Origin of the sequence: Hydrogenophaga sp. (genome assembly GCF_041633695.1) — a bacterium.
Lineage (GTDB): Bacteria > Pseudomonadota > Gammaproteobacteria > Burkholderiales > Burkholderiaceae_C > Hydrogenophaga.
This window is the reverse complement of sequence record NZ_JBFJMY010000471.1, coordinates 1-3,134: the sequence shown is the minus strand read 5'-3', so window position 1 is coordinate 3,134 and position 3,134 is coordinate 1. Positions and strand designations below refer to the sequence as shown.

Below are 3,134 nucleotides of genomic sequence, written 5' to 3'. Positions count from 1 at the left end.
TCGAGCGTTTTGCCAAGGTCGCGAAAGACGTGGGCGCCATCTTCATGGTCGACATGGCCCACTACGCCGGCCTGATCGCGGCAGGCATTTACCCCAACCCGGTACCGCACGCCGACGTGGTCACCTCGACCACCCACAAGAGTCTGCGCGGCCCACGTGGCGGCATCATCCTGATGAAAGCCGAGCACGAAAAGGTGATCAACAGCGCCATCTTCCCCGGCTTGCAAGGCGGCCCGCTGATGCACGTGATCGCAGCCAAAGCCGTCGCGTTCAAAGAAGCCTTGGCGCCCGAATTCAAGGCCTACCAGCAGCAAGTGCTGACAAATGCACGCATCGTCGCTGAAACTTTGACCTCGCGTGGACTGCGCATCGTCAGCGGCCGCACCGAAAGCCATGTCATGCTGGTCGATCTGCGCGCCAAAGAGATCACCGGAAAAGAAGCCGAGGCCGTGCTGGGCAGCGCCCACATGACCATCAACAAGAACGCGATTCCGAACGATCCGGAAAAGCCCATGGTCACCAGCGGCGTGCGCATTGGCACCCCAGCCATGACCACGCGCGGCTTCAAGGACGAAGAGGCCCGCCTGACCGCCAATCTGATCGCCGACGTGCTGGACAACCCGCGCGACCCAGCCAATATCGAGACCGTGCGAGCCAAGGTCAACGCCTTGACCGCACGCTTCCCGGTGTACCGCTGAACACCGTGCGCAACGCCGCCGAACGGACCGCCGCAGCCGGTCAAAAAGGATGAAATGCCCGTTCTGTGGCCACCTGGAAACCCAGGTGGTCGAGACCCGCATCTCGGAAGACGCGGACTTCATCCGGCGGCGGCGCCAGTGCGGGCATTGCGAGAAGCGTTTCACCACCTACGAGCGTCCGGAGGTGAGCTTTCCCGCCGTGGTCAAAAAGGATGGGCGACGTGTGGATTACATCCCCGCCAAGCTCAGAGCCTCCTTTTCGCTGGCACTGCGCAAACGCCCGGTCAGCACCGAGCAGGTGGATGCGGCCATTGAACGCATCGAAGAGAAACTGCTCAACCTGGGCGCCCGTGAAGTGCCCGCCACCAAGCTCGGTGAAATGGTGATGCGAGAGCTCAAAAAACTGGACAAAGTCGCCTACATCCGCTTCGCCAGCGTCTACCGCAGCTTCGAAGACATCGATGATTTTCGGGCGCTGGTGGATGAGGTTCGGCGCTGAGCCGTGCCAGACCGCACGCAGGTGCACACGCCGACCACCGTCTGTCGGTTGCACCTTCCGCCTTGTCGGGCACAAAAGGTACCGCACCAGCCTCTCCAGTACATTGCCCCTATGAGTACTTCCGTCGGCTTACGCCCGCTCAATCGGGCACTGACAACTGGGTTTTCTTTGATAGAAGTCCTTGTGGCGGTTGCTGTTGTCGCCGTTCTATTGAGCCTCGCAGCGCCAAGCTTCAGCAGTTTTTTTGCACGGTACCGCGTGGACACGACGCGCGAGGAAATGATCGCATCGATCCAACTCGCCCGCGTGGAGGCCATACGCCAAGCCAAAGAAGTCGTCTTGGCCCGGTCTACCGCCAACTGCAGCCCCGCCCTAAGCGGTGGGGCGACCGACTGGAGTTGCGGCTGGGTCGTATTTACCGATCTGAACGAAAATGGGGTACAGGATGTTGCAACCGAGCCTACGATTCAAACGGTAGCACAACCCATTGGGGTAGCCATTGCCAACAACAATGGCTCTTTGGTCACCATGAATCGCTTTGGTCAATTCGCTGGGTTTGGCAGCTTTACATTCATCCCGACCTCGATTAGCAGCGGCACCACTACGGCCTCGCAAATTATCTGCATCAATGCCGGATCAAGAATAAGAACCATTAAGGGCGCAATTGCCTGCTCTTGATTAAAAGACAATCACATTGATATGAACCCGTCCCGCATCGCGCAAAAACAAGAAGGCGTCAGCCTGATAGAGGCCTTGGTCGCCTTGCTGGTTCTCGCGCTTGGCATCATGGGATTGGCTGGCATTCAAACCCGCACATTGCTGGAAGCCCGCGCCACCAACACCCGCTCCGTCGCCATTCAACTCGCGGAGGATCTGTTGGAGCGTATGCAAGCCAACTCCGTGATTCGCGTCATCAACCCGGCGACCAATCCGTATGTTGCCTCTTGGGGCGTGCCGGCCGCTGGCACTGATTGCACTGCACAATTTTGCACAGGAGACCAATTAGCCAGTTTTGATATCGCACAATGGAAGGCGGGTCTAAGTCAAGCATTGAATGGGGGGGACGCCAGAATTTTCCGGTCAACCACCGATCCATCTCAATATGGCGTTTTGATTGGCTGGTCTGAAACTCAAGCAAAAGGGCAGGATGGAGCGGCTACAGCGGAAACGGCACAATTTGCCTCAGCCATTGCCGTCAATACAGGTGTTGCCGGCATTACCTGCCCCAACGGAATGATTTGCCATGTTGTATACATCCGGCCATGAAGTCATGAGGACTCCTGCACCCCGACGAGGTCTTCTGAAAACAAGAGAAGGCGACAACAACCGCAGCCGACAGACTGGTGCGACGCTGATCGAGTTGATGATCGGCTTGACCATCGGGCTCATGGTGGTGGTCGCTGCTGTTGGAAGCTTGGTCTACACACGGGTCGCGTCCACCACCGTTGGGGATAGCAGTCGCCTTTACCAAGATGCCTCCACGGCCTTTCGAATTATCGGAAACCATGTACGTCAAGGCGGCGCGCGGAGAGTGGTGAACGACACGGGAGACGCCCGGGTGCGATTCAACCGAGATTACGTGGGATTCGGCTCGGCGAATGCAACGGTGGTTGTGACAGGGACCAATGGAGCAGGCACTTCCACCGACACGCTGCGCATTAGCCACGATATTGACACCAGCTTGGATGCTCGAGACTGTCTTGGTCAGAAACCTATTGCTGGGTCCGTGAACATCAACAACACTTTCACTGTGGTGGATGGGGAGCTGAGATGCCTTGGCTCCGGAACCAGCGGTGCCCAAGCCATCATTGCCGGGGTCGAGGACATGCAGGTTTTGTATGGTGTCAAGCAGGTACATCCCGCCACTATCAGTTTCGATTTACTGCAATATCAAGCCTCCCCCACGGATTGGTCCGCCGTTGAAACGGTGATGGTGT

The 3,134-nt window shown here is 57.9% G+C and carries 5 protein-coding genes; all 5 read left to right on the top strand.

Annotated features, from left to right (window positions below):
- Positions 1-698: serine hydroxymethyltransferase (locus ABYB95_RS20285; protein ID WP_372661114.1), on the top strand; the 698-nt coding region annotated here is incomplete at its 5' end.
- Between the two features lie 49 nt (positions 699-747).
- Positions 748-1,197 carry a transcriptional regulator NrdR gene (gene nrdR / locus ABYB95_RS20280; protein ID WP_372661111.1) on the top strand — a complete coding sequence of 150 codons (450 nt, stop codon included), beginning with the start codon at positions 748-750 and terminating at the stop codon, positions 1,195-1,197.
- 111 nt (positions 1,198-1,308) lie between these two features.
- Positions 1,309-1,875 (top strand): GspH/FimT family pseudopilin, encoded by a 567-nt coding sequence (locus tag ABYB95_RS20275; RefSeq protein WP_372661108.1) that lies wholly within the window; start codon positions 1,309-1,311, stop codon positions 1,873-1,875.
- A gap of 21 nt (positions 1,876-1,896) precedes the next feature.
- A complete protein-coding gene (pilV, locus tag ABYB95_RS20270; RefSeq protein ID WP_372661105.1) occupies positions 1,897-2,463 on the top strand; it encodes a type IV pilus modification protein PilV in 567 nt (188 codons plus the stop codon).
- On the top strand, positions 2,441-3,134 hold a 694-nt coding region (locus ABYB95_RS20265; RefSeq protein ID WP_372661102.1), incomplete at its 3' end, for a prepilin-type N-terminal cleavage/methylation domain-containing protein. The genes pilV and ABYB95_RS20265, both read left to right, overlap by 23 nt.